Source organism: Bartonella sp. CL71SXKL (assembly GCF_042194935.1).
Taxonomy (GTDB): domain Bacteria; phylum Pseudomonadota; class Alphaproteobacteria; order Rhizobiales; family Rhizobiaceae; genus Bartonella.
The window spans coordinates 1-4,035 of record NZ_JBHINI010000045.1 but is presented as its reverse complement, the minus strand read 5'-3'; the positions used below and the strand labels follow the sequence as shown (position 1 = coordinate 4,035).

General features: G+C 36.8%; 6 protein-coding genes. 5 read left to right on the top strand and 1 reads right to left on the bottom strand.

Annotated features, from left to right (window positions below):
* Positions 1 to 131: 131 nt before the first annotated feature.
* The 4 genes from ACFILA_RS09170 (at position 132) to ACFILA_RS09155 (ending at position 3,025) form a co-directional block, all read left to right on the top strand.
* Positions 132 to 1,607, top strand: a complete 1,476-nt coding sequence (locus ACFILA_RS09170) for a replicative DNA helicase (protein ID WP_375661080.1) — start codon at positions 132 to 134, stop codon at positions 1,605 to 1,607.
* An 85-nt stretch (positions 1,608 to 1,692) separates the two neighbouring features.
* The gene (gene ssb / locus ACFILA_RS09165) at positions 1,693 to 2,133 is read left to right on the top strand and encodes a single-stranded DNA-binding protein (protein ID WP_375631940.1); all 441 of its coding nucleotides are present in this window, start codon (positions 1,693 to 1,695) and stop codon (positions 2,131 to 2,133) included.
* Positions 2,134 to 2,148: 15 nt separating this feature from the next.
* A complete protein-coding gene (locus ACFILA_RS09160) occupies positions 2,149 to 2,484 on the top strand; it encodes a hypothetical protein (RefSeq protein ID WP_375624384.1) in 336 nt (111 codons plus the stop codon).
* Positions 2,471 to 3,025 carry a hypothetical protein gene (locus tag ACFILA_RS09155; protein ID WP_375661079.1) on the top strand — a complete coding sequence of 185 codons (555 nt, stop codon included), beginning with the start codon at positions 2,471 to 2,473 and terminating at the stop codon, positions 3,023 to 3,025. Before ACFILA_RS09160 ends, ACFILA_RS09155 begins: the two co-directional genes overlap by 14 nt.
* Here ACFILA_RS09155 and ACFILA_RS09150 read toward each other — a convergent pair.
* A complete protein-coding gene (locus ACFILA_RS09150; protein WP_375627969.1) occupies positions 3,009 to 3,554 on the bottom strand; it encodes a hypothetical protein in 546 nt (181 codons plus the stop codon). The genes ACFILA_RS09155 and ACFILA_RS09150 overlap by 17 nt on opposite strands.
* Positions 3,555 to 3,769: 215 nt before the next feature.
* Here ACFILA_RS09150 and ACFILA_RS09145 point away from each other — a divergent pair.
* On the top strand, positions 3,770 to 4,035 hold a 266-nt coding region (locus ACFILA_RS09145), incomplete at its 3' end, for a hypothetical protein (RefSeq protein ID WP_375661078.1).

The following is a 4,035-nucleotide window of genomic DNA, read 5'->3' as shown; positions in this document are numbered from 1 at the left end:
AAATATAAAAGAACATCTCTTTATTGCACAAAACGTATCAAAAAGCAAGCTGTTAAGTAAAATAAAAATGGGATTCACACTGTAGATTCAGTGATTTATAATTATCATTTATCAAATCAATTTAAATCATAATGAATAAAATGAGCGCTGTTAAATTACCTTCTTTTCAAACAGAAGAACAATCTTCTTTTCGTCAATTTCCCCATAATATTGAAGCAGAGAAAGCTTTGCTGGGTGCTATCATTATCAATAATAATGCTCTTGATAGCGTTTCTGATTTTTTAAAAGCAGAGCACTTTTTTGAAAGGCTACATCAAAAGATCTTTGAGATCATTTCACAAATTATTCAAAGTGGAAAAGTTGCAGATCCCATTACTATTAAGCCCTTTGTTGAAAATGATGAGAAAATTGGTGACATCACTGTATATAATTACGTGGTGCGTTTAGCTACCGAGGCAGTCACAATCATTAATACTAAAGATTATGGAAGCGTCATTTATGATCTGTTTATCCGACGCTCTTTAATTAACCTTGGCACTCAAGTTGTGAATAGAGCTTATGATGTTTCTGTAGACCTTACAACATCACAACAAATTGAAACTGTTGAAAATCAGTTGTTTGAATTGGCAGAAAAGGGAAAATATGGGGGTGGGTTTGAAAACTTTAATACAGCCATTGCAAAAGCACTTAACATGGCAAGTGCAGCGAAAAAGCGTTCCTCAAGGCTCTCAGGGATAGCTACCCATATCAAAACACTTGATGAGAAAATGGGAGGGTTACAAGCATCTGATTTGATTATCCTTGCGGGGCGCCCTGCTATGGGGAAGACCTCTCTGGCTACCAATATTGCTTTTAATATTGCCAATGCTTGCAAGCGTCATGATAACAGCCAAGCCAATGAAGGGGGTATTGTAGGTTTCTTCTCACTTGAAATGTCATCTGAACAGCTTGCAACTCGTATTATCTCAGAGCAAATAAAGGTTTCTTCTTCTGATATGCGCCGTGGTAATATCTCAGAAGAGCAATTTGCAAAAATTATTCACGCAATGCGTTCCTTACAAACAATCCCTCTTTATATTGATCAAACGGGGGGTGTATCCCTAGCACAATTGTCCGCCCGTGCAAGGCGTCTTAAACGACAACATGGTCTAGATGTCTTGATTATCGATTATATCCAACTCATGACAAGCGGTTCAAAGCGTTCATTAGAAAACCGCGTTCAAGAAATTACAGCCATTACCACCGGATTAAAAGCACTTGCAAAAGAACTCAATATTCCCATCATTGCTCTGTCACAACTTTCACGCCAAGTTGAAAACCGAACCGATAAACGTCCGCAACTCTCTGATTTACGTGAATCTGGTTCAATAGAGCAAGATGCCGACATTGTTCTGTTCGTTTATCGTGAAGAATATTATCTCAAAAATGAAGAACCAAAAGAAGGCACTGCTGAGTATAGCAAATGGCAAGATGCAATGGAGCAAGCCAAGGGTAAAGCCGAGGTTATTATAGCAAAACAACGCCATGGTCCGACAGGAATCGTTCCCCTTGCATTTCAATCCGATTTTACACGCTTTAGTGATTTAGAACATAATGTAAAACATTAAATAATTGTTATTAGCTAACTGAAAACATTGTAAAAACACATAAAACATGTTATGATCTTTACATCATTTAATGGGACTTACAAACATGCTTAATAAAGTGATTTTAATTGGTCATTTAGGTGCCAATCCAGAAAGCAAAACAATGTCATCTGGCATCGAGGTGGTCAATTTTCGAATGGCAACGTCTGAGAGCTATACAGACAAGGCAACCAATAAGAGAATAGACAAAACCGAATGGCATTCCATTGTGGTGTTTAATCCACATCTTGCAAAAATAGCGCTTCAGTATCTCAATAAGGGCAGCAAAGTTTATATCGAGGGGCGACTACAAACTCGTAAATGGCAAGATAAAAACGGTGTTGATCGCTATGTAACAGAAGTCATATTGCCTCAGTACAAAGGCGAGTTAAAGCTTTTAGATGGCAAAAATGATGATAATCAAGATCAGTCATCTGCTTATGACAGAAGCATTTACAGACCTCTTGATACACCCCATACCGTTATGAATGACAGTGTTCCTTTTTAAACAGAAGGTGCTTTAATGGATAGTAAAAAGAAGCCTAGGGTTAGTACAGAAGAATCTGAACCCGTTTATATGCTTACAGAGAATGATATAGAGCTGTTAAGAGATTGTATGTCATCTACATCAATGAGTTATTACAGTATAGTGATGGGTGCTTTATTGAGTACACTTTTCATTCTGCTCTTAAAACTTTCTTGGGATCAAAGTCACTTAAAACTTAAGTTAGGTGTTGCTGCTGTAATATGCATTTTAGTGGTTTTATTGTTCTTTTTAAATCGAATTTCATGGTCAAGATCAGAGAGAATTTGGCAAGATATTAAACAGACATCTGAGGACATAAGTGAAAAAAAATAAAAAGAGGGGACGCCCTAAAATAGCAGGGCAGGTAAGAGAACCAAACGGACGTATATCACGTGCAAAAACACCGCGTGAAGCCGTTGATAAATTGGCAATAGAAATGCGTGCAAAGCGCTTCGGTTTAACGCTACAGGAGGCAAAAAATCCACTTTCTGGTACCTATATCGGGCGGCTTTACTTGCAAGGCGTGATTACTCAAGAGCAATATGATGCCGCGCAACAATATCTACAGATAAGGAATAATTACCTTTGTGCAAAGGGCTTGCCTAATGCTATTTATGATGATGTTTCTACAAACTCAGACCCTAATAGCTTTGAGCAATGGGTTGAAAAAGCAACGCGTCATTATCAATCTGTTCACGAGGCAATAAAAGAGGCGCAACATCTCTATAGACAGTACAATCTTTATGCAGCGCTACAGTACCTTGTTAGTGAAGATCAAGAATTACTACATCTTGTGAGTTCGCTAAAGGTTGCTCTTAATGCGCTTCAAAAGTATTTTTCGCAAAATTATGTAACTATCAATAAAAGTGAATGATAAACTTATATAACGCTTCACTTTCATAATCTAGTTTATGAAGTTTTCTTTTATTTTCAATTATCCGCTTTTCAATTATAGGAAGGGCTTTCAGAATTTCTGATTCCTCCATATGGTTCTTAGATTGTTTTGCTTTATTTAGATCCTCTATTGCACTTATTTTTTGTAGCATACTGCCGGTTAAATCGCTAAAACTATTGTTTCTTTCCCACAGTATATCATGCCATTCTCTTATCATATTTACATGTTGTTCAAAACGTTCTTTTGATAAAGTCGACATGTTATGCAAGAAATATACTTCTTCTATCATTCTAATTTCTTTGAATCTTTTTTCCCACCATTCGTTTCCATGAATTAGGTGATTATGAAGTTCGGTTTTTAATTCTGTGGTTACTTTTGAACAGAATAACTTATTAAAAAATGAAGAAGATTCTTCAGAATTAGCATATCCATTTGAAGTGGATATAAAACACGTTGTAAAAAGTGCGATAATTAATACGCTTCTAAATAAAGATTTTTTTATAAACATCATTTCTACCTTATATGTCTACCTTAATGTGCACTTTATCTGTTTAACTGATTCACTTTGAAATTATCAATATGTGTTATTTTAGTGTTGACAAAGTGTAGCAAATCGTATTTAATGACAAATACGGCACTTGTCGTATTGTGTCTAGACGAGAGGCAGTGCAGTTTGGAATCCCCGCAAATGCGGGGTTTTTTATTATCTGGAGGGCGTATTTTATGACATCAGAAAATACACAGCAGGCTCCACAACCCATTAAAAAGCGTATACCCCCAAAGGCAGGTCAAGGGCGTGTCAAAGGCGTTCCGAATAAGATGACGCGCATTTTAAAAGAAGCAGTGGTTAAGGCTGCTGAGAATGCTGGGAATAAAATTGGCAAGGATGGTTTGATTTCTTATTTGGAAAAACAGGCTATGGAATGCCCCGCTGCTTATTTAGCGTTGCTTGGTAAGGTGTTGCCTTTACAGGTAACAGGTGAAGATGG